General features: G+C 63.5%; 27 protein-coding genes and 1 pseudogene. 10 read left to right on the top strand and 18 right to left on the bottom strand.

Translation table 11 applies throughout. The annotated features are described in order from the left end of the window. Window positions 1–13 precede the first annotated feature (13 nt). The 6 genes from ACVIGB_RS47415 to ACVIGB_RS47390 form a co-directional block, all read right to left on the bottom strand. Window positions 14–1306 carry an O-antigen ligase family protein gene (locus ACVIGB_RS47415; protein WP_456724082.1) on the bottom strand — a complete coding sequence of 431 codons (1293 nt, stop codon included), beginning with the start codon at window positions 1304–1306 and terminating at the stop codon, window positions 14–16. Further along, window positions 1303–2418, bottom strand: coding sequence for a glycosyltransferase family 4 protein (locus ACVIGB_RS47410; protein ID WP_456724083.1), 1116 nt, complete (start codon window positions 2416–2418; stop codon window positions 1303–1305). The genes ACVIGB_RS47415 and ACVIGB_RS47410 overlap by 4 nt, the downstream gene beginning before the upstream one ends. A gap of 3 nt (window positions 2419–2421) precedes the next feature. Continuing rightward, window positions 2422–3174, bottom strand: coding sequence for a class I SAM-dependent methyltransferase (locus tag ACVIGB_RS47405; RefSeq protein WP_456724084.1), 753 nt, complete (start codon window positions 3172–3174; stop codon window positions 2422–2424). Window positions 3175–3252: 78 nt separating this feature from the next. Further along, entirely contained in the window at window positions 3253–5526 is a 2274-nt protein-coding gene (locus ACVIGB_RS47400; protein WP_456724085.1) for a polysaccharide biosynthesis tyrosine autokinase, read from the bottom strand. Between the two features lie 127 nt (window positions 5527–5653). After that, window positions 5654–5866 carry a hypothetical protein gene (locus tag ACVIGB_RS47395; RefSeq protein WP_456724086.1) on the bottom strand — a complete coding sequence of 71 codons (213 nt, stop codon included), beginning with the start codon at window positions 5864–5866 and terminating at the stop codon, window positions 5654–5656. A 58-nt stretch (window positions 5867–5924) separates the two neighbouring features. After that, window positions 5925–7391 carry an O-antigen ligase family protein gene (locus ACVIGB_RS47390; protein ID WP_456724087.1) on the bottom strand — a complete coding sequence of 489 codons (1467 nt, stop codon included), beginning with the start codon at window positions 7389–7391 and terminating at the stop codon, window positions 5925–5927. Between the two features lie 449 nt (window positions 7392–7840). Here ACVIGB_RS47390 and ACVIGB_RS47385 point away from each other — a divergent pair, with 449 nt between their 5' ends. The 4 genes from ACVIGB_RS47385 to ACVIGB_RS47370 all read left to right on the top strand — a co-directional run bounded on the left by ACVIGB_RS47385 (window position 7841) and on the right by ACVIGB_RS47370 (window position 10919). Further along, a complete protein-coding gene (locus ACVIGB_RS47385) occupies window positions 7841–8125 on the top strand; it encodes a hypothetical protein (protein ID WP_456724088.1) in 285 nt (94 codons plus the stop codon). A 176-nt stretch (window positions 8126–8301) separates the two neighbouring features. Continuing rightward, the gene (locus tag ACVIGB_RS47380) at window positions 8302–9543 is read left to right on the top strand and encodes a hypothetical protein (RefSeq protein WP_456724089.1); all 1242 of its coding nucleotides are present in this window, start codon (window positions 8302–8304) and stop codon (window positions 9541–9543) included. Between the two features lie 7 nt (window positions 9544–9550). Continuing rightward, complete coding sequence (locus ACVIGB_RS47375; protein WP_092125211.1) at window positions 9551–10330, top strand: metallophosphoesterase family protein; 780 nt, start codon at window positions 9551–9553, stop codon at window positions 10328–10330. Then, window positions 10323–10919 (top strand): hypothetical protein, encoded by a 597-nt coding sequence (locus ACVIGB_RS47370; RefSeq protein ID WP_456724091.1) that lies wholly within the window; start codon window positions 10323–10325, stop codon window positions 10917–10919. Before ACVIGB_RS47375 ends, ACVIGB_RS47370 begins: the two co-directional genes overlap by 8 nt. Before the next feature lie 40 nt (window positions 10920–10959). Here ACVIGB_RS47370 and ACVIGB_RS47365 read toward each other — a convergent pair whose 3' ends face one another. Further along, entirely contained in the window at window positions 10960–12402 is a 1443-nt protein-coding gene (locus tag ACVIGB_RS47365) for an undecaprenyl-phosphate glucose phosphotransferase (protein WP_456724092.1), read from the bottom strand. Between the two features lie 95 nt (window positions 12403–12497). On the opposite strand from ACVIGB_RS47365, the gene ACVIGB_RS47360 reads away from it, so the two are divergent. Next, complete coding sequence (locus tag ACVIGB_RS47360) at window positions 12498–12803, top strand: hypothetical protein (protein ID WP_194455378.1); 306 nt, start codon at window positions 12498–12500, stop codon at window positions 12801–12803. Between the two features lie 14 nt (window positions 12804–12817). Here ACVIGB_RS47360 and ACVIGB_RS47355 read toward each other — a convergent pair whose 3' ends face one another. After that, entirely contained in the window at window positions 12818–13192 is a 375-nt protein-coding gene (locus tag ACVIGB_RS47355; RefSeq protein WP_092125207.1) for a helix-turn-helix domain-containing protein, read from the bottom strand. A gap of 667 nt (window positions 13193–13859) precedes the next feature. Between ACVIGB_RS47355 and ACVIGB_RS47350 the strand changes: the two genes are divergently transcribed. Then, entirely contained in the window at window positions 13860–14048 is a 189-nt protein-coding gene (locus tag ACVIGB_RS47350; protein WP_456724093.1) for a hypothetical protein, read from the top strand. A 195-nt stretch (window positions 14049–14243) separates the two neighbouring features. On the opposite strand, the gene ACVIGB_RS47345 is transcribed toward ACVIGB_RS47350, so the two are convergent. The 8 genes from ACVIGB_RS47345 to ACVIGB_RS47310 form a co-directional block, all read right to left on the bottom strand. Beyond that, a complete protein-coding gene (locus ACVIGB_RS47345; RefSeq protein ID WP_092125205.1) occupies window positions 14244–14456 on the bottom strand; it encodes a hypothetical protein in 213 nt (70 codons plus the stop codon). An 835-nt stretch (window positions 14457–15291) separates the two neighbouring features. Next, window positions 15292–15513 (bottom strand): hypothetical protein, encoded by a 222-nt coding sequence (locus ACVIGB_RS47340; RefSeq protein WP_456749348.1) that lies wholly within the window; start codon window positions 15511–15513, stop codon window positions 15292–15294. A 98-nt stretch (window positions 15514–15611) separates the two neighbouring features. Next, window positions 15612–16682, bottom strand: a complete 1071-nt coding sequence (locus ACVIGB_RS47335; protein WP_456724095.1) for an NAD-dependent epimerase — start codon at window positions 16680–16682, stop codon at window positions 15612–15614. Between the two features lie 55 nt (window positions 16683–16737). After that, on the bottom strand, window positions 16738–17154 hold the full coding sequence (locus ACVIGB_RS47330; RefSeq protein ID WP_092125202.1) for a hypothetical protein: 417 nt from the start codon (window positions 17152–17154) through the stop codon (window positions 16738–16740). Window positions 17155–17209: 55 nt separating this feature from the next. Next, window positions 17210–17485 carry a hypothetical protein gene (locus ACVIGB_RS47325; RefSeq protein ID WP_092125201.1) on the bottom strand — a complete coding sequence of 92 codons (276 nt, stop codon included), beginning with the start codon at window positions 17483–17485 and terminating at the stop codon, window positions 17210–17212. Window positions 17486–17642: 157 nt separating this feature from the next. After that, window positions 17643–17960, bottom strand: coding sequence for a hypothetical protein (locus ACVIGB_RS47320; protein ID WP_456724096.1), 318 nt, complete (start codon window positions 17958–17960; stop codon window positions 17643–17645). 42 nt (window positions 17961–18002) lie between these two features. Then, window positions 18003–18161, bottom strand: a complete 159-nt coding sequence (locus tag ACVIGB_RS47315) for a hypothetical protein (protein WP_171948113.1) — start codon at window positions 18159–18161, stop codon at window positions 18003–18005. Between the two features lie 472 nt (window positions 18162–18633). Next, window positions 18634–18786, bottom strand: coding sequence for a hypothetical protein (locus tag ACVIGB_RS47310; RefSeq protein WP_456724097.1), 153 nt, complete (start codon window positions 18784–18786; stop codon window positions 18634–18636). A 251-nt stretch (window positions 18787–19037) separates the two neighbouring features. On the opposite strand from ACVIGB_RS47310, the gene ku reads away from it, so the two are divergent. Both ku and ACVIGB_RS47300 read left to right on the top strand, forming a co-directional pair. Continuing rightward, window positions 19038–20015: a non-homologous end joining protein Ku gene (gene ku, locus ACVIGB_RS47305; protein WP_456724098.1), complete on the top strand. Its 978-nt coding sequence runs from the start codon at window positions 19038–19040 to the stop codon at window positions 20013–20015. After that, window positions 19978–20109: a hypothetical protein gene (locus tag ACVIGB_RS47300; protein ID WP_456749422.1), complete on the top strand. Its 132-nt coding sequence runs from the start codon at window positions 19978–19980 to the stop codon at window positions 20107–20109. Before ku ends, ACVIGB_RS47300 begins: the two co-directional genes overlap by 38 nt. A 120-nt stretch (window positions 20110–20229) precedes the next feature. On the opposite strand, the gene ACVIGB_RS47295 is transcribed toward ACVIGB_RS47300, so the two are convergent. Continuing rightward, window positions 20230–20394, bottom strand: a complete 165-nt coding sequence (locus tag ACVIGB_RS47295; RefSeq protein ID WP_092127042.1) for a Flp family type IVb pilin — start codon at window positions 20392–20394, stop codon at window positions 20230–20232. Window positions 20395–20718: 324 nt separating this feature from the next. Here ACVIGB_RS47295 and ACVIGB_RS47290 point away from each other — a divergent pair. Continuing rightward, window positions 20719–22354: pseudogene (locus ACVIGB_RS47290) on the top strand (thiamine pyrophosphate-requiring protein). Window positions 22355–22438: 84 nt separating this feature from the next. Further along, window positions 22439–23653 carry an NAD(P)/FAD-dependent oxidoreductase gene (locus ACVIGB_RS47285; RefSeq protein ID WP_456724100.1) on the top strand — a complete coding sequence of 405 codons (1215 nt, stop codon included), beginning with the start codon at window positions 22439–22441 and terminating at the stop codon, window positions 23651–23653. Window positions 23654–23777: 124 nt separating this feature from the next. Here the strand turns inward: ACVIGB_RS47285 and ACVIGB_RS47280 are convergent, their stop codons facing one another. Continuing rightward, window positions 23778–25022, bottom strand: coding sequence for an ABC transporter substrate-binding protein (locus tag ACVIGB_RS47280; protein WP_456724101.1), 1245 nt, complete (start codon window positions 25020–25022; stop codon window positions 23778–23780). Window positions 25023–25054: the final 32 nt, after the last annotated feature.

The raw sequence follows: 25054 nt of genomic DNA, 5'->3' as shown, positions 1-25054 counted from the left end.
TCGGTCAACGCACTCACGCCTCACTCACACGCAGTCTGGCAAACGCCCGCCGCGGCGCCATTTGCAGCCTGGCTTCCGGCCCGAAATAGCACCAGAACACCAGCACGCAGCCGAAATAATTATGCAGCAACTGACTGGAATCGTTGGCTGACGCGATCACGACGAACAGCAGCATCGCGAACGGCGCCAGCCAATACATCCCTCGCCGCTCGAACGTGAAGACGATGGTGTTCCACAACGCCCGCGCCAGCAGCAGCATATAGAACGCGCCGCCGAGCAGGCCGAACTGGAGGAAGGCATCGAGATAGGAATTCTCGAACGAGCCGAACTCGGTGTTCCATGGCGCCATGCTCGTCAGCTCGTTCACGGGCGAGTTCGGCAACTCGTTGAAGAACCCGGAGAAGCCGTAGCCCAGCCAAGGGTGTTGCCAGAAGAAGTGCGGCCAGACCGCCCAGAGGAACGAGCGGCCGGTCAGGTTTCCGCTGCGGCCGACGAGCCCGTACAACTCGTCGCTCGGCACGGCGAACATGACAAGCGCAACAAAGGCGAGGCCGAGCCAGTAGATCGAGGCAGCTCCCCTATGCCCAAGCACCACCAGCAGCAGCCCGAAAGTCACGGCGAGTGCCGTCAACATGCTGATCAGCGGTCCTGCGGCGCCGGCCGCGGCGAGCGCAAAAAGATGACACCCCATCAGCAACAGCGACCAGCCGAACTGCCGCCGCGGCCCCGCCAGCATGCGGACGAAACAGATCAGCACCATGAGACCGAAGAAGGCGCCCGCGAGATTCTTGTGGCCGAACACGCCGGCATAGGCCTGGGTCCCGAGCACGGTCGGCCGATGCAGCGGGTCGTAGTCCCATTGCGAGCCGATCACCGGAAACAGCAGGACGTGAACGATCAGCACCACGATCCCGATCCGGAACAGGGTGTCGACGAGCCGATCGACGGGGCAGCTGATCACGACCCATGCCGAGAACAGCGTGGTCAGGAGGTACATCGCGAACTTGATCGACGCGCCCGCGGGGTCGGCGCTCAGCGCCAGCGACACCAGCGCGAAGGCAATGAATGTCAGATAGAGATGCGATTGCAGCATCAGCAGGCCGAAGCATTTCCGATCGACCGCAATGTGCAGCATCAGCAGGATGTAAAGCAGCAGCCACGCGCCGCGGAACAGCGTGGACTCCCCGGCCCGTTCCGCGAACGAGATGCCCTCGACGAAATTGAACAGGAAGTAGATGCAGCCGAGCACCATCACCAGATAAGCGTGCAGAAAGACCTCGGTTCGAAACCACCATCTGCCGATCATTGCGCGGCTTCCTGCCGGGCCGGCGCCCTCAAGAGATGATCGACCGCGGCCGCAAAGCGCGCCGCGGCGTCGGCAAGTGCGTCCTTTCGCACACTCTGCCGGGCCCGCTGCGACATCGCCTTCCAGTGCGCGGGATGTTCGAGCAAGCCGCGCGCCGCGTCGACCCAAGCCTGCTCATCGAGCGCGCAAACATGACCATTGTCGTGATCGCGCACCAACTCGCCGCCCGCCCCGACATGGGGCGACACCAGGCAGGGAACCCCGCACTGCAGAGCCTCGTTGCACACCAGACCCCAGGGTTCCAACAACGAGGGCAGCAGCAACAGCCGCGATTGCAGATAGACCTCCGATATCGCCTGCCACGGTACATAGCTGTCGTGGCTGACATCGATGCCGGCGCCACCGAGCCGCGCCAGCATGCGCTGCTCGGCAGCGCCGGACCCGACCACGCGAACCCTTAAGCCGGGCAAGACCCGGCCGAGCGCGATGGCGACGTTCTCGAAGAAGATCGCGTTCTTGGCGTCGTCGTTGATGCGGGCGCACCAGAGCAGGTGAAATGGACGATCGTGGAAACCCGGGACGGTCTCCGGCGGATCCCATGCCGGCACCAGCGGCACCACGAACAGATCGTTGTCGCCGACACCTTCGCCGCGGAAATACGCCCTGCCCTTGTCGCTGCAGCACACGACGGCGTCGCACTGGCGCAGCAGCCATGGCCGCGCCAGGCGATGATAGGCCGTGTTGGGCATCGTCTCGCGCCAGCCGTCGATCGTCAGCGCAAGCGCCCTGCCGTTGGCGCGCGCCCATGCCGCGCCGGCCAGCATCGAGGGATAAAGGCCATTGACGAACAGCAGGTCGGGCGCGAGCGCGTTCAAGGCGCGCCCGATCCCGATATTGAGATGGGTGTAACGCGACCGCGACAGCGGGATCGAGACACCGGGCACCGTGCGCGTCGTGTAGCGCGGCGTGAACGACCCCGCCCAGGAGCGATCGGCCTCCTGCCCGGTACAGGACAGCACCGCGAGATTGAGCCCACGGTCAACCAGCTCGTTGTAGAGCCGATTGGTGTAGGGTGTGATCATGTTGTTGAAGACGACCACGCGCGGCGCCATGGCTTATAGGTCCCGCGGCGGCGGCTCGTCGCGCCGGCAGAGCGCGCCGCAATGATAGGTGGCAAGCCGGGTCGCGAGCTCGGGGCTGATCGACAACAGCGCCTTCCGCGCAAGGCTCTTGGCAAGCCCTTTGACCCGCGATGAATGAAAGGCGTGCACCGGCAGGCTGTGATCATAGGTACCGAAGCCGGCAACATCTAGCCCCGCGGTCTCCAGCACCAGGCGGAACGTGTCCGGCGTGTAGAAATTAATGTGGCCGATGTCGAGCGTCGATTGCAGCGCCCGGCGATTGGTCCGCGCATGCAGCTCGCACGGCACCTCGACATAAATGAAATTCCGCGCCACCCGGGCAAGCTCGTGCAGGAACGCGCGCGGCTCGGGCACGTGTTCGAGCACGTGGCTGGCATAGACGAGGTCGAACGATCCGTCGGCGAACGGGATCCTCGCACCGTCATAGCTCGACCAGCGGAATGGGGTTGAAGCGGCGCCGTCGGTCTCCAGGTTGGTTGCGGGATCGATGACGTCGATGCCGGTGAAGTCACGGCCGATGCCGATCGCAGACAGCCGCGCCAGCACGGCGCCGGTGCCGCAGCCGACCTCGAGCACATTGCCGACACTGGCGGCGGACGCACCGAGCAAGCCGGCAATATGATCGGCCTTGTCGACCGCGCAGACGCGGCGCCAGTCGCGCTCCAGCGCCGAATAGACGCCCTCATAATGCGCATTGTGCTGTCCGATGCTGAATTCCATCGTCATGGTCTAGCCATCGCTGCGGGCGGCATTCGGACAAGCTCGTGCCAGACGGCGGCGCGCCGGGGCATCCCGCCTCGCGTCTCACTCGGTGTAGCCATATCGCCCATAATGCGAGTTGTAATAGTAGTTCTTGCCGCCATAGCCGCTATAGCGGCTCATCGCGGCGATATCGGCCTTGTTGAGCACGACGCCGAGCAGGTTCTCGTTGACCGCACGCGCGCTGCGCAGCGCCCGCTCGACCACCTGCACCTGGGTCTTGCCCCATTCCACGATGAAGACGAAGGAATCGACGAAGTGCGCGGTGATACGGACATCGACCACCGGCGTCAGCGGCGGGAAGTCGACGATCACGTAATCATAATGGCTACGGACCCCGTCGATGAAATCCTTCATCTGGTCGGAGGCCAGCACCTCGTGCGAATGCGCGATGCGCGACCGTGTGGCGCCCGGCAGGAAGGCAAGGCCGGTCTCGGGATCGCGCCACAGCGTGTCCTGCAATGTCGCATTGTTCGACAATACATCCAGAATGCCGCGCTCGGCGTTTGCGGCGACCTTGCGGCTGAGCGAGGGATTGCGCAGGTCGCAATCGATCAGGAGCACGCGCGCCCCGCTCTGGGCGACCAGCTGCGCGAACACGAAGGCCAGCGTCGACTTGCCCTCGTTGGGCAGCGCCGAGGTCAGGCCGAGGATCTTCGACGGCTTGGTGACGTTGAGGTCGGCATTGACCTTGATCGAGCGGATCGCTTCCGAGAACCGCGAGAATGGTGAATCGATTGCCGCCCACAGCACCGGCTCGTCGCCGCGCTGGATCAGGCGCGCGGCGACCGGCAGGTTCGGACGACCGGCCACCGGCGCCTTGAGCTGGCTTGGCGAGAGGCGGGGAACGATCGCGACGCAATCGGCATCGAGGATGGTCTCGACCATGTCAGCGGTGCGGAACACCCGGTCATAGAGGTCGCGCAACACACCGAGCGCGAGCCCGGCAATCAGGCCGCCGAGCGCCGAGAGCGCGAGCACGACGAGGGTCTGCGGGTGGCTCTTGCTGAGCGGACGCGAGGCACGGGTAATCACCCGCGCCTCGTTGACCGGAAACGACTGCTGCTGCACATTTTCCATGTAGCGCTGCAGGAAATTGTCATAGAGCGAGCGATAGGTCTGGGCCGAGCTCTCGAGCTCGCGCAGCGTGACCTGCGCCTGGTTGGTGGACTGCGACTGCGAAACCGAATCGTTCACGGCGCGCTCGATCTCGGTCTGACGCTGCAGGGCGATCGCATAGTCGCTCTTGTAGCTCTCGGCGAGCCGCTTCAATTCGTCGATGATCGAGGACTGGATCTCGCGCATCTGGTTGCGCAGATTGACGGCGGCCAGGTGATTGTAGCCGTAGCGCGACGACCAGTCGGCCTCGCGGTTGGCAAGTTCGAGATATTGCGAGCGCAGCTTGGTGATGACCTGGTTGTTCAGGGTATCGGCAACCGTCGCATCGGGGACGCCTCCCTTCACCACCGCCTCGATGCGGTCGAGCCTGGCCTTGGCGTCGGTGACCTGCGACTTCACATGGAGCAGCTGGGTGTTGAGCTCGCCGAGCTGCTGCTCATTGAGCAGCTTGCCGCTGGACGTGACGATGTTGTTGGTCTTCTTGTAGTCGAGCACGGCGCGCTCGGCATTGGATGCCTGGCTGCGAAGCTCCTGGATGCGGTCTTGCAGCCAGACGCTGGCGCGGCGGGTCGCCTGATACTTGGAATCGAGCTGCTCGACGATGTAGGCGTCGGCAACAGCGTTGGCGATCTGCGCCGCGCGCTCGGGATCGAGCGAGCGGAAAGAGACCTCGATCACATAGGTCATGCCGCGGCGGCGGACGTCGAGCTGCTTCTCGAAGGTGCGGACCGCGCGCCGGGTCCGGTAGAACTCGTTGGGCGGCGCGCTGCCGGCAAACAGGCCGGACACGAAATCCAGCACCGCTCCCGCCGCGCCGGCCCCGGAGCCGATGAATTCCGGATCCTCGTTGAGCTTGAGGTCGCGGATCACCGCGAGCGCCACGTTCTCCGATTTCAGGATTTCGACCTGGCTCTCGACCGCGGAGGAATCGACCGGGGCGTCATTCACCGGCGATTGCTGCTGGGCGCCCTGGAGTTTGCGCATGTCGATGATCATCGTGGCGAGCGCGGTATAGCTCGGCGCTGCCGTCATCAGGTAACAGATGCCGCCGAACAAACAGAGGCCGGCAGTCCCGAGGATGACCAAATACTGCCGCAGCAGATAGGTGACGAAGGCGTCGAAGGTTTCCGCCAGCGACGGCAGTTCGGCCGGACGATTTCTCAGATCGACAGCCGGCGAAATCTGGTTGCGCTGAAGCATCTCCGTCCTATCGCCGCGCCGGCAGGATGCCTGCCCTCGCGCCCTGCAATGATCCCGGGAAGCGTCCCGCCGCTGACACCGAAGCGCGTTGCTGCAGAGAATTCTCCATTGGCGATCGCAAGCCCGCTCAGAGAGTAACCGTTGGAGGAAGCGTGGTGCGGCCCGCGGTCGTACCTGTCGCCCCGTTGCCGGATCCGGTGACCGACGAGGTGAAGCTGAAAATGCCGGTGTTCACGTTGTTGCCGTTGATGGCCTCGAGCGCGCCGCCGCCGGGCGCCGCGCGTGCCGATACCGCCAGCCGCGGAGCGGAGAGACCGCCGGATCGCTCAAATGTGAACACTGCTATCTCCCTAACGAATACTAACAGTTCGTTAGCATAGTCAGAGTTATCGCGCCAATTAAAACCCCTGCCCGGCCGCGCCCACTGGCCGACCCGCGAATTCAACGTTAATTGGCGAACCGGCCACAATACAGGCGTCATTCTCGCCGCGACCACTGCCTGTGGTCCTGCCGGAGCGGAAGGATTGTGACAGGCCCGCCCCGAGCAACGCCGCGATAACAACGGCGTAGCCGGTGATCTGGAGCGGGAAATCGATCATCGAATGGAGTGCGCCGGCAGCCGACGCGCAGAGCGCCGCGAGCGGCACGATCACGTCGCGGCGGGTCCGCACGCCATGCGCCAGCACGCCGAAGGCTGCGAGCAGCGCGATCATGACCGCGCCGGCCATTAACATTCCGCCGTCGGACGCCAGCTCGAGCCAGCTGTTGTGGGCCCGGTTCCAGGTCCCGCGCAAAGAGATGTCGTCGGTGCGATAGGCCGGATAGACCCATTCGAAGGACCCGAAACCATCGCCGAGCCAGGGATGAGCCCAGATCATCCGCAACGTCGCGCGATAGGTCGAGAACCGTCCCTCATCCGACAGGCCGATCGTGCTGAAGCGCGCGCCGACGCCGCCACCGAGCAGTTGCAGCAGCGCCAGCGCGACCAGGCTGCCGACGCAAAGCGCCATGATCAGGCCGTAGCGGCGCGGCATCCGGTTACGAAAGAAGATCGCGGCGGCTACGACCGCAGCGAGCAGCGAGATCCCGACGCCGCCGCGCGATCCGGTCAGAAACATCGCAAGCAGGCAAGTGAGCCAGCCGGATGCATGGCCGGCGAGCCGGCGCCGTGCCGGCATATCGAGGCGCGCCAACAGGCGTGGCAGACTGGTTCGACGCGACGGCCAATGCCGCTCGATCAATTCGCAGCCGTACAACAGCCAGATCAGCGCACAGCAGCCATAATAGATGCCCGCCGTGTTGCGGTTGACGAAGGGAGATGTCAGCCACTCCAGATGAGCCTGCTTTTCGTGCAGCAGGTAGATCCGGGTGGGATCGATCCCGAAGGTGAAGATGCCAAGGATCGCATAGAGCAGGCCGGCCACAGCCACCGCCCGCAGCAACCCGCGCGCCAATGCGCGGTTCGCACCGAGCACGACCCCGATCGCAAAGCTGAGCAGGCAGACGATCCCGACGCCCACGGAATAGAACGGCTGATTGCGCGCGATCGTCACGGCAGGCGGAAGCTCGGCGGGCAGCAATTTGCCGGCCTCCGCCCACAGCGCGTTCGGCGCCACGCCCAACCAGGGCCGCACCGCCGACTGCTCGTGCAGCACCAGCATGGCGAGCGCCGCCAGCAGCGCCGTCACCGCGAGGATTGCGAGCTGGCTGCCGCGCAAACGCACCGGCAACACCCCGAGCAAGGCGATCCCGAGCAGGATCGACCAGATCGCGGACGCGACGCCGCCGACCGAACCGAGCGGCAGTGGCGCCAAAGTGACGACGGCGCAGAACAGCCACGACGACCATCGCACCGGCCACGGCAATGCCGTCGCCCCGCGTGAGCCGGAAGGTGATCGTAAGCGTGTCATGAAGCCGGCCGGGCCGGCTCACGCCCCAGTATCAGGGCGCAAGCTTGATTGAATTACGAAGTAAAGTTGCGTTGTAGGCGGCCACGATCGGATCGTTCAGCGTTACGGTCACGAGGCGGATCTGGTGCATGACATTGCTCGAATGAAATTCGCACGCGACATTCAAATACTCCGGCGGAGCGGTAACACGCCGACTATCACAATCACAAGAATCCGCGATATATTGCATTACAATTGACAAAAAATGTTAGCAAGATGAGGCAATTCAGCGACCCCCGCGGCGCCGTGAGGCAAGCGCCCCGCGCGACGTCGCTTGGGCTTTGATCTTGGGCTTTGATTTCGTGTGACCTTCCGACGATTTGCGACGACCGGGTTAACCCCGGCTTAGGACCCGGCCCGATAATATGCGGGCGCAGGGTTTGGTTATGTTATTTGTTTTGCTTGGCAATTTGATCGGCGGCGCCGTGCTCGGGCTGCGCCAGCACTGTCTGGTGCTGGTGCCGGTGATGCTTGCCGAACTGATGCTGCTGGCCGCCGTCGGCGTAGCGCGCCTCTCTTGGTCCGAGACTGCGCTGCTCATGATCATCGCCATGGTATCGCTGCAGGTCGGATATCTCGCGAGCGCCTTCGCGCCGTTGCTCCGGTCCCGCACCTCGCCGCCGCTCATCGCCGCGCGCCGTCCGCAATAGCGCGCTACGCGGCAGCGCGATCTGGCGCGCCCGATTTCCATTGACCTCGCGGCGAGCCCGGGGCATCCCGCTGCCTTGCGTTCTGATCTTCCGCAGGACCTGTTTCCCAAGGATTTGCCCCTCCCGTGTGGAACGTCACGGCTTTCATCTGCATCTTGATCGGGGCGTCGATACCGGTGGGTCTCATCGATGCGTCGCTCGCCATTGGCCTGGTCGGCGCCGCAACGTCGCTCGGGCTGCTGGCAAGCCTGACGGCGATCCGGCCACGTGAACTGTCTTTCCTGAAGCGGGTCGCCGGGCCCGCCGTTGCGGCAGCGCTGGTGCCGATGCTCTGGATCATCCTGCAGATGCTTCCGCTGACGTTCTGGGCGCATCCGGTGTGGAAGTTCGCCGGCGAAACATTGGAGACGCCGCTCAGCGGCAGCATCACGATCGATACCGGTGCAAGCCTTGGCGCGCTGCTGCTCTGGCTGTCACTCCTCTCGGTCATGATCACCGCCGCGGCGATCGCAATCGATGCCCGCCGCGCCGACATGGTGGCCCGCAGCGTTGCAGCGACGGCGGCCGTCGCGGCGCTGATCCTGCTGGCGTATAGCGATCCGATCAAAGCCTGGCTTGGCGCGGCCGACGCTGCGCACGACGGGACGGCAAACGGATTCCTCGTTGTCGTTCTCATGGGCGTCCCGTTCAGCCTTGCGCGTGCGCTCGATGTCGGCGGACATATCGGCGGCCGCACGGCGGCCCAGTCGGCCCGATTGCGCCGGCTGCTCGCCGCCAGCGCGCTGTTTTGCGCCGCCAGCGCCTGCTGGTACGGCCGGCGCGGCGCCGCGATCGCAATCGCAGCGGGCATCGCGCTCGTCCTGATGGCCTTCGCCGCGCGAAAACTTCATCTGCCTCGCTGGAGCAGCGCTGCTGCTGCGGCTGCGATCGCGCTGATCGCGCTGGTAACGGCGATCGCCAACCGTCATCCCGACGTGGCGCTTGCCATAGCCTTCGCCCATGCGCCGGACGAGCTCGTGCAGTCGACCCACAATCTGCTCGCCGACCTGCCCGCGCTCGGCGGCGGCGCCGGCACCACGGCAAAGCTGGCATCGACTTACATGGACTGGCAAGGCGCAACCACGCGGCCCGTGGTGGCAACCAGCGCCGCCGCCTTGATCGCGCAGTTCGGTTCCGCCATGTTCTGGACTTCACTCGCGGTTACGGTCGTGGGCATCGCGGCGTTCATGGCCGGTGCACGCAATCGCGGCCGTGACTGGTCCTATCCAGCGGCGGCGGCAGCCGTGTTGCTGACGCTGGCGCTCGCCGCCTTTACCTTGCCGGAATTGCCGGCGCTGCCCGGAGTGATCGTGTTGGGAGCCGTGATCGGAACAGGACTGGCACAGCGGATCAGCCGTTCACCGTTGCAGGCGGGCTAGACTACAGATGCGCAGCCTCCTCCGGCGTATGGTCGGCCAGACCGGCGACCTCGAACATGACGAGGGCGACGAGACCTGCATCTATGCCGTCGGCGATATCCACGGACACGCCGACCTGCTGCACGAGATCTGCGCACGGATCGATGCCGATATCCGCAAGTTCCGGCCGGCGCGGCCGATCCAGGTCTTCCTTGGCGACTACATCGATCGCGGACCGGATTCGCGCGATGTGATCGCGATGCTCGATCAACGCCGCCGGACCCACAGTTTGGTCTGCCTGCTCGGCAATCACGAGGCTTGCCTGCTGGAGTTTCTCGTCAATCCCGACATGCTCGCGCAATGGCGGCAATTCGGCGGCCTACAGACGCTGATGTCCTATGGATTGACGCCCTCGCTCAATCCCGACGCCGCGGAACGCAGGGCGCTCGCCGGGCAGTTGGTCCGCCAGATGCCGCCGGCCCATCTCGCCTTCCTGCGCTCGCTGCCGATCACCTATTCCTGCGGCCGCTATTTCTTCGTGCATGCCGGCGTCAGGCCCGGGCTCGCGCTGAAGCAACAGCGCAAGGAGGACCTGCTCTGGATCCGCGACGACTTCCTGGTGTCGGAAGATGATTTCGGCAAGGTCGTGGTCCACGGCCATACGCCGGTGCACGAGGCCGAGCTGCTGCGCAACCGCATCAATGTCGACACCGGCGCCTATGCGACGGGCCGCCTGACCTGCGTCAAGCTCGAGGGCGCGCGGCGAACCCTGCTGATGACCGGCAACCGGGCAGCGCGCCATGGCTGATGCGAAGGCTGACGCGCCCCGGCGTCACGCGCGGCAGCTGTCGCCGGCCTTCGTGCCGGCCGCAATCCTGATTGGCGCCGCGACGCTGGCGTTGTCGATCTGGTGGCTGGCCGCCGATGCGTTGCGCGGCAAGCCCTGGCTCGCCGCCGATGTCGGCGTGGTCAGGAGCGAACTGTGGCTCGCCGACGGCTGGAGCGAGTTGCAGACCTCGCCCGAGGCGGCCGAAGCCGCCTTCACCCGCGCGCTTCGGCTCTCGCCGATGGACGCCGGCGGCTGGTTCGGCCTCGCCTCGGCGACCGGGCGGTTCGACTGGCTGAACCCGACCGCATCGAAGGCGCTGAAGATGTCCTACTACACCGGCTTCAACCGCAGCGACCTGATCGCGCCGCGCCTGATCCTGCTGGCGCAGGTCGACACCACGCGCGATGTGGAGCTGGTCGATCTGCTGCAGCGGCAGATCCGCCTGATCCTCACCCGTGCGCCTGAGCTGAAGGGCGCGCTCGGCCAGGCCTATCGCGTGGCGACCGATGCCAACCGGCGCATCATCGAGGCGGAATTCAAGGGCGCCAGCCAGAGCATTCCGGAGTAGCGCGCGCCGGCACGCGGGCAGCCGTCGGATGCCCGACCCGCTAGATTCCCTTGTGCCGCAGCACCGCGCCGACGGTGCGCAGCAGGATCCGCAGGTCGAGCACGAAGCTCCAGCTCTTGATGTAGATGAGGTCGTGCGCGACACGCAGCTGCATGTCCTCGATCGCGGGCGTCGCGCCGCGCAGTCCCTGCACTTGTGCGAGACCGGTGATGCCCGGCTTGACGTGCTGGCGCTGCGCATAGCTTGCGATCAGCTTCGAATATTTGTCGTCATGCGCCAGCGCATGCGGCCGCGGCCCGACCAGCGACATGTCGCCGCGCAGCACGTTCACCAGCTGCGGCAGCTCGTCGATGCTGCGGCGGCGCAGCGTGGCGCCGATCCCGGTCAGCCGCGGATCGTTCGCGCGAGCCTGCGTGATGACATCGCCGTCCTCGAGCACATGCATGGAGCGGAATTTGAGGATGGTGAATTGCTTGCCGTCGAACCCGTTGCGGCGCTGCCGGAACAGGACCGGCCCCCTGGAGTCGAGCTTGATCGCAATCGCCGTCCCGATCAAAAGCGGCGCGAACAGCACCAGAAGGCCGCTCGATGCCACGATGTCGAACAGCCGCTTGCCGGCACGCTCGACCGAGGTCAGCGGCGAGCGCTGCATTTCCAGCGTCGGTATCGGGCCAGACGCCACCATCCGCAGCGCCAGGAACCGCTCCGCCGTCCGATCCGGCAGCAGCCGCACCGGCAGCGGTGACGCCCGCAGCTGATCGCACACGAACTGGATGCGCGGTTCCTGCTGCCAGGGCATCGCCAGGATGATCTCGTCGGCGCCGCACTCCCGTGCCGCGCGAATGGCTGACGCGACGGCGGCGCGGTCGCCCGCGTTGTCGGACAGGCCGGACAACTGGATCCGTCGCACCTCGCTGAGGCCGAAATCGCGCAGCAGGCTCGATTGCCGCACCCGGGACAATTCGTCCGCCATCCCGACCACGACCGCACGGCGCGTCGCCAGCATGCCGCGGTCGATCGCACGTTGCAGCGGCGCCTGCAGCAGCATCCGTCCGGCCACCAGCCCAAGGCCGCCGATCACGCCAAACGACATCACCGACCCGCGCGAGACGCCGGAGCCAACCTTCAGAAGGAAGATGATCAGGGTCATCAGCAGGACCACCAGCAGCCACCCGCCGAGCAGGCTGCTCCAGCGCCGGTCGAGACCGGCCAGCACCTGGGCATTGTAGAGGCCCTGCGACTTCGCCACGAACATGTGAAGGATGGCGGCGAGGACCCCGATCCCTAGAAAACCCTCGAAGCTGTTGCTATAAACCGTGTGGTAGTAAAACAGGTGATAGGCCGCGCCGCCGATGATGCTGGACAGCACGACGATGATCATCTCGAAGACGACAGCAAACGCCTCGAGCGAGGCAAAAGCGAACGAGAAGGCGCCGAAGCTAACCGGTACCTTCGCTATTCGAGCGTCCGAAAGGTCCGTCATCGGGAATTAACATTCGTGTTAACAATTCACATGTTTAATATCAGGCAGGTCGTGAGCTCGCAAGACCTGCCGGCAATATCAGGCAGAGAGCTTCCATGAGTTCATCGGCTGGCGAAACCGAGGCCGCGCTGCTGGCCCTGCTCCATCTCATCCGCCTGATGGGCGCCGAGCTGGTCGCCGGCCAGCACCGCGACGACGTCGAGTTGCTGGTCAAGGCGGTCGAAACAAAGCTGCGTTCGGCCCGTTTTCCGGCCGAAATGCCGAATCAGGACATTGTCAAAGGTCTGGACCTCGCACAGGCGAGGCTACGTCCAATCCTCGAGGAGCTGCGCGCAAGATCAGAGAAAGCGCATCTGAGCGACCAGCTGCTGCTGGCTCCCAGGCCCTCGCGTATCCATTAGCGGATCAGCTTACGTCAGCTCTGGACTTCACCACGGCGGGGCAAACCGTTCCCGCCGCTCGACCTGAGCGCAAGCTTCTCCTCGATCTTCATTTTCTCGAGCAGCAGGTCGGTCACAATCCGTCGCAGCCGTTCATTTTCCAGCCGCAATTCGTCAATACGGTTGTGGACGTGGGGAATACCATCTCGATCATCGGAACGAGCGGCAAGCTCGGTCACAGTACCATTCGGGTGATGGCCGCGTGCAGCCTCCTGCTTGCGCCAGCGGTGAAATGTCATCACGCTAACGCCCAGCACCTTGCACGCCTGGGCTTGTGACTGCCCCCGCGCCATGAGTTCCTCGGCTTGTTTGACCTTGGAACTGATCTCGTCAGTTGAATGACGCCTCATTGGTCATCTCATTGCCCCCTAGATTAGCAATCATCGCATGGCCTATAAGCTATGTAAATGCAACAGGAAATTCAAATTGAGGATTTCCCGGGGGGCCTTCGGGAGCCTCGAACTTGCCGTAGGCAGCGCCGCATTGTGCGAAGAAACACCGAAGCTGCAAGGTGTTTACCGGAATATATGAGCAATATTCCCGTCGTAAGACGACATCACAGAAAAAGTTATACGACTTTCTACGCATGACAATTTGATCTGGATAATTGGCGCACCGTTTGCATTCCCGAATGAGAAGCAAATGAGAACATCCAATCGGTCCTGCGACAGATTGTGAGTGCACCATGCCTCTCCGCGATATCTACGCCGCCGGTCAAGCGAGAGTTTCACAACATTCTAACAAATTAATCCCGCGACCTTCGCGTCCGGCAGCTTGCGGGCGCGCACGCTCAGCGGTAGTTACTAAGACGTTAGGTGTCATGAGAGTTTCAACATATTTGAGGATCATTTTCAGCAAACCTAACACTCATAGCTCGATCCGCGAATTATCAATTAGGCGCTTTCCCACCCGAGGCCATCAGGCGGAACCACGACCGCCCGACAATCCGCGAACTATTCTGTGCTGACGCTTGTCAGAGCCAGCCTCTGATCGACACATTTTACGAGGATCGACACTATGGCGCGTCTCAAGGTCTTCGAGGGGAAGCGATCCGCGTCCAACGAGGCGACCGACGCCTTGGAACGCCTCGTCGCGGAGAATTCCGAGCTCCGGCACACCGCCGTCGAGCTGGTGTTGCAGACGTGGATCCTGCGCGAGCGCCTGTCCTACGTCGTGGCGCACAAGCCGGTGCGGCAAGAGCACTGACTGCCTGCCCTCACTCCCACAAATTGTCCACGGCAAACATCCGCCAGATCGCTCCAGCTCGCCCAAAACGAGGACCGGCGGGACAGACATTCAATTTAAAATTGAATTGTCCATAGCAGCAGTCGCCGACATCCTCGCCGGACTGGCTTGGATGTGGCCGCAAATCCTGCTCAGTGAGAAATCGGCTGACGGACTTTAGCTGTGGTGAACCCGGCGCAATGCGACGCGCGGGGCGTTCTGCTCACGCGACATGCCGAACGAACGAGACGCGCCTGGACGCTCGTGGATTTCACGCAACGCTGCGATATCAAGCATCAGAGCAACGACTTCGTTGCGCAGCGATTGATTGGTCGCGAGCAACGCCTCTTCGATTGGCTGATGCGAATGTTGAACTTTGTGCTGCTTCATGGCGCGCCCTCGCTCTGCGGTTAAGGGTATGAGCGATGTGATTGAAGTTTCGATGACAGAGTTAGATCACACATATGGAATGCGGTTAATGGGGCAGGTTTGCGACGAACGTGGCTCCGCGCTAAATTTTCTCAATCAGGTTCCACAACCTGATCGCGAAACGTTCGATCGATGGCCATATATGTGTCGTCGCGATGGGAAGTCAGCGGCAGCGACGCGGCGCGCGGCCAAAGAGCGCAGCCGGCACTGACCATGAGGCGCGAGCAAGAGCATGAAATCATTTGACGATCGTTGATCGCAGCGATCGCCGTCGAAACCGGCGACACGCCTGCCGGCTATCACAATGTCGCCGCGCCAATGGCTCGGGATGTGATGAGGTGTTCCAGCCTCGAACCAGATATTCCACCAAACACGTCGTGCACACACTAAATCTGCTGCTTTCGATCAATCAGTTTTTTCGCCGCGCATAACAGGTTGAACCGAGCAGCATGGATGCAGCGAACCGACACCGCGTCGTCTGCATTGATCGCAGAATATTTCGATCCGTTTCGGATCTCGAGGCCGCGGATCTGAGCATTCTGATCCGCCCTGCGATGCGGCGGAGGGAATCAACGCCACACATTCGATCATGCAAGATATCCACCTCGACCTGGCCGAATGGGACAATGCTATTCGAATTCGAAATGAGCGGTAATGAGGCATTTCGGCTTCAGCAGAGGCAGCGAAATGCCTTCACGTTCTCACATGCGCTTGCACGATTGCCACGGCGGACAGCAGCGGATTCGACCAATCGCCATAAGCATCGCTAATTCGCAACGCGCGTCGCGATCGTGCGCTATTTCGATTTGGGAGGCGCGTCGTCGCCCATCTTGCCGCCATTGGCGACGCATGTGTTGAAATAGTCGCGCTGATCCCTCGCCCCGCCCCTCGCGCTGCCGGAAGCAGGATTGCCGGGCTCTCGCGGCGGAAACGCCCTCGCGACCAAGGCATCGCAGGCGCGTGCGACCTGGGCGTCGATCGCGTGCGCCGGAACGATTGCACTGGACATGATGATCATGGCTGACGCGAACGCAAAACCACTGATAACTCTCAGTGCCGCACTCCGTTCCACGCCGAGCCGGGTTTTTCTCGAGCCGGAATTCGCTAACGAGCGCACTACGTCCGATCGACGTTGTGATAAGCCCGATACCAGGCGACAAATTTGGCAATGCCGTCCTCGATCCGCGTCTGCGGCCGAAAGCCGATTTCACGCTCCAGATCGGAGACATCGGCTGAGGTCTCCAGGACATCCCCAAGTTGCATTGGCAACAACTGCTTTTCGGCCGGCCGGCCGAAGCCCTGCTCGAGCAGCGCGACCACATGCATCAGTTCTTCCGGCCTGGAGTTGCCGATATTGTAGACGCGCCACGGCGCCTTGCTCGAACCCGGATCGGGATGCACGCCCGACCAGTTGACGTCGCCCTCGGGCGCGCGGCCGATCAGCCGCACCATCGCCTCGACCACGTCATCGACATAGGTGAAGTCGCGCCGCATGTTGCCGTTGTTGAACAACTGGATCGGCTTCCCCTTGGTGATCGCATCCGCGAACGCATAGAGCGCCATGTCCGGCCGATACCACGTCCCATAGACGGTGAAGAACCGCAGCCCCGTCGTCGGGATGCGATAGAGGTGGCTGTAGGAATGGGCGAGCAGCTCGTTGGCCTTCTTGGTAGCCGCGTACAGGCTGACCGGATGATCGACGTTGTCGTGGACCGAGAACGGCAGCTTGGTATTGGCGCCATAGACCGACGATGACGACGCAAACAGCAGATGCCGGCACGCCGTATGCCGACAGCCCTCGAGGACGTTGACGAAGCCCTCCAGATTTGAATCCACGTAGGCCTGCGGGTTCTGCAGGGAGTAGCGCACGCCGGCCTGGGCAGCGAGATGCACCACGACCTCGAAGCGATAGCGCTCGAACAGCGCTTTCATCCCGGCGCGGTCGGCGAGGTCGAGCTCCAGGAAGGTGAAGCCACGGTGCTGCTTGAGCAGATCGAGCCGCGCGTGCTTGAGCGCCGGATCATAATACTGGTTCAGATTGTCGATGCCGATGACCGGCTGCCCTGCCCGCAGCAGATGCTCCGCCAGATGGAAGCCGATAAAGCCGGCGCAGCCCGTGACGAGTAGATTGCCTGCGATCACCACGTTTCGCCTGTGCCTTTCGCCTTGCGCCGGACCAGGCCGCATACGCCGTCAGGCGCGGGCCGCAGCTTCTGGCTTCGCGTCGCGGCCGCGGGGCGCGTCAGTTGCTGGCGGCCGGAGGTTTGTAGTCCGGAAAGCGGCTCAGTACCGCGGCCTTCATGAACTTGAAGTGTGCAATCTCGGTCGCCAATTCCTTCAGCCGACGCTGGCCGTTGGAGATCTCGGCGTCAAACAGGTCTTGATGATAGTTGTCAAGCGCCTCGCGTTCCAGATACTCGTCGGTGCCGTTGCCCAGCGTCACCGCCGCGCGGGCCAGAACATCGTCGACACGGCGGCCAAGGCCGGATTGCTCGCTTTCGGCCGCCTGTAACGCGGCCTCGATTGCTGCCATGATCGATCCGATCCGGGCGCGATCGGTCTCGGCATCGCGCTCGGCCGAGCGTGCCTTGAAACCTTCCTCGCTCCGCCGCGACCTGATCAGGTCATGCGCGCGAGCCCGCAGAAATAGCTGAAACATCTGTCAGTATCCGGTTCGGGCCCACTCAGGCAGTATCGCTCAAAATCGCCCGGTCTTAGTTAAAAAAGAGTGAATTATCCTGTTGCCCGGCCCTCAGGTCGGCCTTCCACTTGATCCAGGCCTTGTCGTGCTTGTCATAGAGCTCGACCCACCGCCCCTCGACGGCTGACGGCATCAGCTCCGCACCGTGGGCTTCCCCGCCCAGCACCGGCAGGGAGGCGTCCAGTCCTTCGAATTCCGACGTCTCTTCAAGCGTGAGGCCGACCAGCACGCGCCGTCCACTGACATCGACGACATACCGCCTTGGCGAATGCCCTCTGAGATCACTCATACGTGCAAGTTCCCTCACGATGCGCGGGCCAACGGCAACACCCCGCCGGCAAGCGAACCCAGCCCGGCTGTCGCAACGAAGACAGGATGACCGATTGTATGTCGCCCGCCAACCCCAACTCACGCCACTGTCGCGCTACCTCTGCCGAGCTAGCCCGCTAGAACGCGCGGCGCATATGGCCGAATGCGGTGACCGGCTGTTCCCGCCTCGCCGATTTGGCGGCTGGCGGCGCCACATACGGCGCATAGATCCGATATTGCGCGCGGCGCTTGCGCGATCGCCACGCGCGCGCGGCGAAACCGGAGAAGAAGCCGGCGACGAACGCCGCCGCAAGGATGAGGACAGGGGAAAGCATCACATTCGTCCATGCTAGATTCGATGTTATTAACATTCGGAGTTGTGACGACATCATGATTGCGCGCGCCGAAAGAATGTTCAGCCGCTGGAATTTTTGTGCAATCGAACGGCGCAACAATGACCCGGCGCCCACATCGGTTGTTCTCGCGCGCGAGGCGCCTCAGGAGAACCACCACAACATGAATTTCAGGAACATCGAGCTGAGCAGATAAATCCACCCCGCCATCGCCAGCAGCGTCAGTCCGACGAAGGCACCTGAAACGCTTTTCTCCTTGAGGCGCGCCAACAGCGAGTTTTTTTCTTCTTGCGGATAGAACATCTCAAGCTCAAGACGCATCTGATTCAAATCAGCTAGCAGCCAATTTCGATGATCTCATGACGCGCCACGGCAGCAATTCGCTTCGCGCGTCACAGATCTCGGCTGCAAAATCTCGTGAAGGCGCGGGCCGTCGAAGACGATTCCTGGCTCACGTCCTGGCTGACAAAGTCTTGGCTCAAAAAAATTCCGCGTGACATGGTCAGCGATCGGCTCCCGCGACCTCAGCAGTCCGCGCGCCGGAATTTTCAGTTGCGTGATATCGCGATCTGCGCCGCGGATGCGCGTCGCGCGTCAAACCAATCGTCGAGCCAGAGAATACCATGCGGCGACTGCCCTGCGATCGCACGCGCGACGGCCGTGGCGAGATGCAGGCGTGATCGACCGCACACCCCGCAAGCGCATGGCGGCCTGCTCTGCTTGCATCTCAGTTTAACAATCAAGACCTCGCATGCGGGAGACCGCGATCGCAGCGTCACACCCGGAAAAAGGCGAACCAGATAATTCCGAGGATCAAGACTGCGAGCCCGGTGGAGGCCGTGAGCAGCGCGAGAACCGCAGGTCCGGGCTCGGCCTGGCGCGCCTCGGTCGGGGTTTCGATGATCTGACCGTGTCGTTCCGTTGCCATGGCGACCTCTTTGCTTAAGTGCCTGAAATTCCGGCGATTGCCGCTCCCCTTCGGAGGGCCAACGCGTGATCCGGAGTGATGTTCCGAGCCGCTTGACGGCTGTCCAACGACCACGCCGCCGCGTCAAACGGGCGCAGGCTCGAGGCCACGGTTAACGCCGTTGCCAAATTCACCGGGCCGCGTTGTTTCAAACCGGGGTTCCCGGTGTTATCCTTGACCGTTCCGTCGGTTGCGTAATCGGAGTTTTCCCTATGGCCCCCCGCGCCAACTGGAAGGGCTTTTTGCGCCTTTCGCTCGTGACCTGCCCGGTTGCCCTGTACCCGGCGACGTCGGATACCGAGAAGGTCTCCTTCAACCAGATCAACCGCAAGACCGGCCACCGGATCAAATACGCCAAGGTCGACGCGGAGACCGGCGAGGAAGTCTCCACCGACGACATCATGAAGGGCTACAAGGTCGACACCGACACCTATATCGAGGTCACCAAGGAAGAGCTCGACGACATCGCGCTGGATTCGACCCGCACCATCGAGATCGACGAATTCGTGCCGCGCAGCGAGATCGACAGCCGTTATCTGATCCGCCCCTATTATCTCGTTCCCGACGGCAAGGTCGGCCACGACGCCTTCGCGGTGATCCGCGAGACCATCCGCAGCATGGACAAGGTCGCGATCGGCCGCGTGGTGCTGACCAACCGCGAGCACATCATCGCGCTCGAGCCGCTCGACAACGGGCTGATGGGCACGCTGTTGCGCTACCCCTATGAGGTGCGTAGCGAGAAGGAATATTTCGACGACATCCAGGATGTGAAGATCACCAAGGATATGCTCGATCTCGCCAAGCACATCGTCGAGCAGAAGTCCGGCGAGTTCGATCCGGAGGATTTCGAGGATCGCTACGAGCAGGCGCTGATCGACCTGATCAACCAGAAGCGCAACGGCATCAAGATCGCCAAGCCCGCGGCGAAGGCCGGCGGCAATGTCATCAACCTGATGGACGCGTTGAAGAAGAGCCTCGCCAACGAGAAGCAGTCCGCTCCCGCCAAGGCCGAGGCAAAGGCGGCGAAAGGCAAGAAGCCGAAGAAGCGCATCGAGGGCCAGCGCGAGATGCTGCTGCCGATCTCGGGCAGCGGCAAGCGCGAGCCCAAGGAGGCCGTCAAGCCCGAGCCGAAGAAGGCCGAGAAGCCCGCGCGTGCGCAAGGCACCGCGGCGCGCAAGAAGGCGGGTTGAGGTCGCGGCGCTGCCGCAGGCCGCCGGCTACATCATCAAGCTATCGGAGGACTCCCAGCAGCAGGCGCGCTGGCAGTTCCGGTTGAGCATCTGATCAATGCGGGAGTATGAGGTGCCGGCTGGCTGATGTTCGCCCGCATCGCGATGCTGCGCGCGCTGAATGGAGACGGCGGAGGCGACTGAATCAGAAAGTGTGAAGCGTGGCTGGTGGCGCTTACTTGAATGCCGAACTGACGGCGGTGAATTGGCCGCTCACGGTGGTGCCGATGCCTCTGACGCCGGCGACGATCACGATGCTGATGCCGCCGGCAATGATGGCGTATTCGATCGCCGTAGCCCCGACGTCATCGCGCAGAAATCTTGCAAGCAACGCGCGCATGAAAAGCTCCTGTCCGACGCCCGCGGCTTTTTTCTCCCGCGCCGTAGTAATATTCCAGCAAAACTAGGCCACATTGGTTGACGGCCCATTGATGGACACGATGAACGATCGCTTAAGGGTTGCAGAGAAACTCGCTGCTAGTTCTGCCTGCATCCCGTCCTCGCCCCGCAAGGCGGCAAGCCGGGATTGGGCGTAAACGCATATCAGGACTACCTGATCCGGCCCCGGCGGCGCTTTACCCTCGCGGCGGAATCCTGTTCCTTTATCGGACAGGACGACAACGAGGCCGGATCGAACCGGCCGCATCCAAAGGGAGTGACCGTCATGAAGCTCGGCACCGCGATCGCGGAAATCATGAAGCGCGAGGGGATCGAGATCCTCACGGGCTACCCGGTCAACCATTTGATCGAATACGCCGCCAGTGCCGACATCCGCCCCGTGATGGTGCGCCAGGAGCGCATCGGCGTGCACATGGCGGACGCGATCTCCCGCGTCACCTCGGGCGAGAAGATCGGCGCGTTCTGCATGCAGCACGGACCGGGCGCCGAGAACGCGATGGGCGGTGTCGCGCAGTGCTACGGCGAATCCGTACCCGTCCTGGTGCTGCCGATGGGTTATGCGCGCCGGCTTGCCAACATCGATCCGAACTTCAATTCCAGCCAGGCGATGAAGGCGTTCTCGAAATCCTCGGAGCCGATCAACATCGCCGCTGAGGTCTGCAACATCTTCCGCCGCGCCTTCACCAAATTGAAGAACGGCCGCGGCGGGCCTGTGATCGTCGAGATCCCCGCCGACATGTGGAACGAGGAGGTGCCGGAGCCCCTGAACTACACGCCGGTGCTGCGCACCCGCTACGGCGCCGATCCCGTGCATGTGAAGGAAGCGGCAGCGCTCCTCGTCAACGCCAAGCGTCCGGTGATCTATGCCGGCCAAGGCGTGCATTACGCAAAAGCCTGGCCGCAGCTGAAGCGCCTCGCCGAGCGGCTCGCGATCCCCGTCACCACGAGCCTCGGCGGCAAGTCGTCATTTCCGGAGACGCATCCGCTGTCGCTCGGCTCCGGCGGCCTTGCCGTGCCGCGCGCTGTGCCGAAATTCCTCACTGAGGCCGACGTGATCTTCGGTATCGGCTGTTCCTTCACCGAAACCTCGTTCGGGATCGCGATGCCGAAGGGCAAGACCATCATCCACTCGACGCTCGATCCGAACCACCTCAACAAGGACGTCGAGGCTAAAATCGGGCTGGTCGGCGACGCCGGCCTGGTGCTCGACGCGCTGCTGGACGAGATCGGCAAGACCGTGACCTCGGACCGCAATGCCAGCGCGGTCGCGGAGGAGATCGCCGCTTCCCACAAGGAATGGCTTGCCAAGTGGATGCCGAAGCTGACGCATAACGATGCGCCGCTCAATCCCTACCGTGTGCTGTGGGACCTGCAGCACACCGTCGACGTCCACAACACCATCATCACCCACGACGCCGGCAGCCCGCGCGATCAACTCTCGCCGTTCTGGAAGTCGGTCGAGCCGCTGTCCTATATCGGCTGGGGCAAGACCACGCAGCTCGGCTACGGCCTCGGTCTTGCGATGGGCGCCTAAGCTGGCAAAACCGGACAAGCTCTGCATCAACGTCTGGGGCGACGCCGCGATCGGCTTTACGGGGATGGATTTCGAGACCGCGGTGCGCGAGCGGATTCCGATCATGTCGATCCTGCTCAACAATTTCTCGATGGCGATCGAATTGAAGGTGATGCCGATCTCGACCGAGAAATACCGTTCGACCGATATCTCCGGCGACTACGCCGCGATGGCCCGCGCCTTCGGCGGCTATGGCGAGCGGGTGACCAAGCCCGAAGACATCATCCCCGCGATCAAGCGCGGCATCCAGAAGACCAAGGAAGGCGTGCCGGTGCTGCTGGAATTCATCACCAGCAAGGAGACCGAGGTGTCGCGGCCGGGGACGTGAGGGCACCTCGCACGCCCCTCACCCACTTGATTTGACCTCGCTTGCGCGGGCAAGCTTGAGCTGAGGCGAGGATCGGAGGGAGAGATGGCGCGCATCCTGGTGCTGGGTGCCGGCTTTGCCGGTCTGTGGGCGGCGCTCGGTGCGGCCCGCAAGCGCGACGAGATCGGCCCGCTGGCTAAGGACACCGAGATTCTCGTCATCGATCGCAACGCCTATCACAACATCCGGGTGCGCAATTACGAGGTCGATCTCGGCGACGTCGCGCTGCCGCTGCAAGATCTGCTCGATCCGGTCGGCGTCAGGCATAGGGTGGCTGACGTCACGGCGATCCATCCGGCCAAGCGCGAGGTCGTCGTCAAGACAGGCTCCGGCGCGGAGACGCTGAGCTATGACCGGCTGGTGCTGACGACCGGCAGCGAGCTGGTTCGCCCCGCGATATCAGGCCTTGCCGCACACGGCTTCGATGTCGACACCTTCGAAGCAGCCACACGCCTCAACACACATCTTGCCGCGCTCGGCAGGCAGCCGCCCTCGCCGGCCCGCGCGACGGTGGCGGTCGTCGGCGCCGGCTTCACCGGGATCGAGGTCGCGGCCGAGATGCCGGCCAAGCTCGCGCACGCCGGCATCGCCGGCGATCACCGCATCATCCTGATCGATCCCAATCCGGTGGTCGGCGCGACGTTCGGCGCGAATGGCCGCCCCGTCATCAGCGAGGCGCTGGCCGCGCTCGGCGTCGAGACGCGGCTGAACGTCAGGGTCAGCGCCGTCGGCGCCGACAGCATCACGCTTGATAGCGGCGAGATCATTCCGGCCGCAACCGTGGTGTGGTGCGCCGGCATGCGCGCGAGCCCCCTCACCGCTCTGCTGCCGGTGAAGCGCGACGCGCTCGGCCGCATCCCGGTCGACCATTGCATGCGCGTCGAGGGCCTCAACGGCGTATTCGCTGCCGGCGACGTTGCCGCCTGCCTGATCGACGGCGAGCATCCGACCGTGATGTCGTGCCAGTTCGCGCGGCCGATGGGCCGCTTCGCCGGGCACAATGTGGTCGCGGACCTGTTCGGCGAAAGACTGTTGCCGCTCACTATCGATTGGTACGTGACGGTGCTCGATCTCGGCGCCTGGGGCGCGCTCTACACCACCGGCTGGGACCGCGAGGTGCGCACCACGGGCGCCGCCGCCAAGCTCACCAAGCAGACCATCAACCAGCAGCGCATCTATCCGCCGCGTGACGGCGATCGCGCCGCACTGTTTGCGGCCGCCGCGCCGACGATCCAGGCCGCACCGCCGACGCAGAAGTAGTAGTTGGCTCGTCTCGCCCCCTCTTCGCCGTCATTGCGAGGAGCGAAGCGACGAAGCAATCCATCTATCCCCGAGTGGAATCACGGATTGCTTCGCTTCGCTCGCAATGACGGCGAGTAGTCCGTTACTGCGACAGCTTCACGAAATCCGGAAACTTCAGCTTCCCTTCCGCGATCGCCTTCGGCCAGACGGTGATCTGCTTGCCGCCCTGCCACTGGAACACGAGCCCGGTGACGGCACCCGGGCCGGCCTTGATGCCGTGGGTGAATTCGTCGTTCTTGCCGTAGAACTGGATGTTGCCGATCGTGCCCTCGAAATCGGTCTTCTCGAGCTCGGTGACCATCTTGTCCGGATCGGTCGAGCCGGCGCGCTGGATCGCTTCCGCGATGATGTAGACCTCGTCATAGGCGGTGTAGCCGGTGTAGGCCGGCGGCGTGCCGAACTTGGCCTTGAAGGCGGCCGCGAACGGTTTGGTCTTCGGCGTCACCGCGACGTCGGGCGTCGCCACCGCGAGCGACGGCACGCCTTCGGCCGCGCCGTTGGTGTCGCCCCAGAAGGTCGGGCTCAGCGCCTGCGCGCTGATGCCGAACATCGGGATCGGCACCTGCTGGTTCTTCCACTGCACCGTCGGCTGCACGCCGACATGGGAGATGCCGGTGACGATCACGTCGGGCTTGGCGGCTTCCATCTTGTTGAAGATCGGCGTGAAGTCCGTGGTGTCGGGCGAGAAGCGGATGTGCTCGACGACCTTCAGGCCGGCCTTGGGCAGGCAGGCCTCGTAGCCGATGTCGAGCGGCTTGGTCCAGGCCGCGTCCTCGCTCATGATCGCCACCGACTTGAACTTGAGCTGGTCGACCAGCAGCTCCTTGGCCGCGTCGCAGACGAGCTGCGCCTGCGCGGCCGAGGTCAGGTAACCGTGGAAGGTGTACTTGTTCTTCTCGTAGTCGTTGTGAACCGCCTTGGTGATCTCGTTCGAGGCGGCGCCGGGCGTAATCAGCGGCATCTTCAGCCGCGAGGCCCACGGCTCCAGCGCCAGCACGACCTCGCTGATGTAGCTCGCGATCACGGCCGAAACCTTGTCCTCGCTCACCGCGCGCTGAAACGCGCGCACCGAATCCGCCGACGAGCTCTTGTTGTCGTAGGTGACGATCTCGATCTTGCGGCCCATCACGCCGCCCTTGGCGTTGATCTCGTCGGCCGCGATCTGCGCGCCGCCCGGGGTTGCCGCTCCCGCGATCGACTGCACCTCGGCAATGATTCCGATCTTGATCGGATCCTTGGACTGCGCATAGGCCGGCGCCGCGAGGCACAGCGCGAGCGCCGAGGCCAACAGGCTCACGCGGGTGGCGGTTGAATATGCTGGCATCATGATCTCCCTTGCTTGTTTTGTTATTCTTCAAA

The organism is Bradyrhizobium sp. USDA 4341, assembly GCF_054063755.1.
Note: the sequence above shows the minus strand (reverse complement) of the source record. Positions and strands in the feature narration are given on the sequence as shown.

Excerpts from the sequence above, each read along its gene's own strand:
- ACVIGB_RS47360 (WP_194455378.1), top strand. The coding sequence starts at position 12,498 with ATGAGTTCATCGGCTGGCGAAACCGAGGCCGCGCTGCTGGCCCTGCTC.
- ACVIGB_RS47330 (WP_092125202.1), bottom strand. The coding sequence starts at position 17,154 with ATGTTTCAGCTATTTCTGCGGGCTCGCGCGCATGACCTGATCAGGTCG.
- ACVIGB_RS47415 (WP_456724082.1), bottom strand. The coding sequence starts at position 1,306 with ATGATCGGCAGATGGTGGTTTCGAACCGAGGTCTTTCTGCACGCTTAT.
- ACVIGB_RS47400 (WP_456724085.1), bottom strand. The coding sequence starts at position 5,526 with ATGCTTCAGCGCAACCAGATTTCGCCGGCTGTCGATCTGAGAAATCGT.
- ACVIGB_RS47405 (WP_456724084.1), bottom strand. The coding sequence starts at position 3,174 with ATGACGATGGAATTCAGCATCGGACAGCACAATGCGCATTATGAGGGC.
- ACVIGB_RS47365 (WP_456724092.1), bottom strand. The coding sequence starts at position 12,402 with ATGACGGACCTTTCGGACGCTCGAATAGCGAAGGTACCGGTTAGCTTC.
- ACVIGB_RS47410 (WP_456724083.1), bottom strand. The coding sequence starts at position 2,418 with ATGGCGCCGCGCGTGGTCGTCTTCAACAACATGATCACACCCTACACC.
- ku (WP_456724098.1), top strand. The coding sequence starts at position 19,038 with ATGGCCCCCCGCGCCAACTGGAAGGGCTTTTTGCGCCTTTCGCTCGTG.
- ACVIGB_RS47335 (WP_456724095.1), bottom strand. The coding sequence starts at position 16,682 with ATGCGGCCTGGTCCGGCGCAAGGCGAAAGGCACAGGCGAAACGTGGTG.
- ACVIGB_RS47370 (WP_456724091.1), top strand. The coding sequence starts at position 10,323 with ATGGCTGATGCGAAGGCTGACGCGCCCCGGCGTCACGCGCGGCAGCTG.
- ACVIGB_RS47325 (WP_092125201.1), bottom strand. The coding sequence starts at position 17,485 with ATGAGTGATCTCAGAGGGCATTCGCCAAGGCGGTATGTCGTCGATGTC.
- ACVIGB_RS47285 (WP_456724100.1), top strand. The coding sequence starts at position 22,439 with ATGGCGCGCATCCTGGTGCTGGGTGCCGGCTTTGCCGGTCTGTGGGCG.
- ACVIGB_RS47280 (WP_456724101.1), bottom strand. The coding sequence starts at position 25,022 with ATGATGCCAGCATATTCAACCGCCACCCGCGTGAGCCTGTTGGCCTCG.
- ACVIGB_RS47340 (WP_456749348.1), bottom strand. The coding sequence starts at position 15,513 with ATGATCATCATGTCCAGTGCAATCGTTCCGGCGCACGCGATCGACGCC.
- ACVIGB_RS47355 (WP_092125207.1), bottom strand. The coding sequence starts at position 13,192 with ATGAGGCGTCATTCAACTGACGAGATCAGTTCCAAGGTCAAACAAGCC.
- ACVIGB_RS47315 (WP_171948113.1), bottom strand. The coding sequence starts at position 18,161 with ATGTTCTATCCGCAAGAAGAAAAAAACTCGCTGTTGGCGCGCCTCAAG.
- ACVIGB_RS47385 (WP_456724088.1), top strand. The coding sequence starts at position 7,841 with ATGCGGGCGCAGGGTTTGGTTATGTTATTTGTTTTGCTTGGCAATTTG.
- ACVIGB_RS47350 (WP_456724093.1), top strand. The coding sequence starts at position 13,860 with ATGGCGCGTCTCAAGGTCTTCGAGGGGAAGCGATCCGCGTCCAACGAG.
- ACVIGB_RS47345 (WP_092125205.1), bottom strand. The coding sequence starts at position 14,456 with ATGAAGCAGCACAAAGTTCAACATTCGCATCAGCCAATCGAAGAGGCG.
- ACVIGB_RS47375 (WP_092125211.1), top strand. The coding sequence starts at position 9,551 with ATGCGCAGCCTCCTCCGGCGTATGGTCGGCCAGACCGGCGACCTCGAA.
- ACVIGB_RS47295 (WP_092127042.1), bottom strand. The coding sequence starts at position 20,394 with ATGCGCGCGTTGCTTGCAAGATTTCTGCGCGATGACGTCGGGGCTACG.
- ACVIGB_RS47310 (WP_456724097.1), bottom strand. The coding sequence starts at position 18,786 with ATGGCAACGGAACGACACGGTCAGATCATCGAAACCCCGACCGAGGCG.